The organism is Bartonella sp. AA78NXGY (genome assembly GCF_042197005.1).
GTDB lineage: Bacteria > Pseudomonadota > Alphaproteobacteria > Rhizobiales > Rhizobiaceae > Bartonella.
Genome location: NZ_JBHIRI010000052.1, coordinates 1 through 2,648 on the forward strand (window position 1 = coordinate 1; position 2,648 = coordinate 2,648).

Below are 2,648 nucleotides of genomic sequence, written 5' to 3' on the forward strand. Positions count from 1 at the left end.
ATGGCAGCCAATGCGGGGCAGTTGCATCTTTCTGCTGACGGGAAAATCTCGTTGAAGAATGTTTTTGGTCATGGGGGCGTTGTCCTCAAATCGAAAAGCCAGAGCGTATTGGCAAAGCACATCACCTCGAAAAAGCATATTGATATTACCGCCCATAAGGATGTGACGTTAGAAACGGTTGGTGCTGATGGTCATTTGAAGATAGAGGCGCAGGATGGGCTTTTATCGATTGCCGGTAAGGCAACCTCTGGGGGCAATATGGAGCTGTCTTCGCGCCAGACACTTCAAGTTTCAGGGCTAGGGTCAGGTGCTGATATGGCTCTTGAATCGGGCGGAGACTTGAAGCTTGAGGGGATTGTTTTAGCGCAAGGGAATCTCAAGGCGCATGCCGGTGGTGATATACAAGCTCATTTTTTAGCCGGTGGGGTTGATATGGCGGCAACGGGTGCTGCTGGTGTTGTTGTTCTTGGCACCCAAGGGGATGTTGATCTCCAGAGCAGTCAAGGTGCGATTGTTGCTGAAAGTGTTTATGGAGCAGGAGATATCACCCTAGTTTCTCATAATGGGCTATCTGTTTCTCAAACAATTCTGTCGCATCAAAATGTTGCCATTCAAGCACAACCAGCAACAAATGCTCCCGTTCATTTTGGGCAACTTTTAGCCTATGGCAAGGCAAATATTGAGGGTGGGGCGGTTGACTTTTCTTCTTTGATGACGGGTGATGATGCCGTTTTAAAGGTGGGAAGTCTTGATGCAGGCACACTGATGACAGGTTTAGATTTTGTTCACTCTCAGGTGAGCCCTTCAAACCCTACAGGTGCTCTTGTTTTTCATGATAAAGGTTCCCTTTTTGCTACAGCGCAAGAGGGTATAAAGGTTGGGCATATTATCAGTGGTGGCAATATTGAAATTTTTGCAGGCAACGACATTTATTATGATCAGGTCATTGGCTATGGCAGTGCAACCCTGACCTCGGTATCAGGAGGGATCAGCGTTGAGAATGTGCTGTCTGCTACGGGGGATGTGAGATTGACAGCAAACACACTGGATTTGAGCAATGATCGTTCTCATATTTACACGCCGCAAACGCTATATTTAACTGCGGATCATATTTATGTCTCGGGCAGCACGCTGATTTATGGTGGTTTAGATTTTCAAAGCACCAATGTTCTTGATATTCACCATGCACGGCTACAAGCCATTACCGATGAAGGAGGGACTGGAGATATTCTTTTTGTTGCTCCAGGCGTTATGGTGGATCAGTTCACATCGGTTTTAGCAGCCAGAGATTTCGTGATCAAGACGGGGGAGCTTGAAAATAGCGGTCAATTGGCAGCGGGTCATGATTTAGCTTTTAGCGTGACGGGCGATGTGACCAACAGCAAAACGGGTTTAATTTATGTAAAGGGCAATGGTGCTTTACAAGTTGATGGGGCTTTGCTCAATGATTTTGGCGCTATTATGGCAGAAGGCAATTTATTTTTCACCAATGCAGCTGGTACTGGAAAAAGCCTTTCGCTTGTGAATAAAGCGGGCGTTATTCAAGCAGGTGGAAACTTAAATATCCAAACCAACAGTCTCAAAAACGAAGCCGATAGCATGCCTGTCATCACGGAAAAAACGGAAGAAGTCGCCATAGCATTCGAAAAACCAAAGGGTTTTAATTTGCTCAATGAACAGAATTTATATCACGATATGAAGAGAGAGCGTTGGGGAAAGGGGTATGTTACGTATATATTAATAGGTGGAGAGGATTATATACATACTCAAGGAGGGTATCTTAAGGAAGAATTTGTATTTGATAAAAAGCTTTGGGCTAACAAAGAGGGAACCTATGGCACGGCAACTTTGCAAGGTGGAACAGTCTATAAGGCATTCACTTGGAAATATGATAAAAGAAAAGGAGATATAGAACGCTATCAATGGAATAATCAGTCATACATGACAGAGAAGATTGTCACGCAGAGTTTTTCGCATAAACCGGCTGCTCAGGGGATGATACAATCTAGTGGCAATCTCATCATTAATGCCGATACCATTGACAACCACTATAGCATTATACAAGCAGGAGGAAATGCCGATATCCACGCCAATGTGCTCACCAATTTGGGGGCAACGGTTTATAAAAACACTTATATGGGTTGTAATGCTAATACGGATGCTTATTGTTATGGTTATAAAGCTGATGGAAGCCGCGATGTTTCCTTAGATATAGCTAATGGCACTTATCGCCAGACCGGTTCAGAAGCTCTTGATGCAGTTCCTGGTCTTGTCCAAGCGGGTGGCACTTTAAATCTGGTGGTTGATCAACTCAACAACAAGGCAGGGGAAGGTTCTATTACAGGGGATGCGCATTTTAAAGCACAAGCAGTTGAAGGCAATCCGCTGGAGTCCTTAAGCGGTTTAACCGGGGCTGGTGCTTTGTTTACACCAAAAGTGGATATCAATGGTGCAGGAGAACTTTCTGAGGGTCTCCCTTTGCCAAAGCCTCAATCGGGTGGGGTTGGTGGCACCTTGCCCAAGCAGAATTTTATTTATGAAACGCGGGCAGAATTCCTTGATGTTGGCAAGTTTTATGGCTCAGCCTATTATTTGAACAGAATTGGCTACAATCCTGATCGGGAGATTTTTTTCTTAGGGGATGCTTA

1 pseudogene is annotated in these 2,648 nt (G+C 44.8%); it reads left to right on the plus strand.

Annotation, left to right across the window (positions count from 1 at the left end):
- Positions 1–2,648, plus strand: a pseudogene (locus ACFINL_RS09510) (filamentous hemagglutinin); the annotation flags it as partial.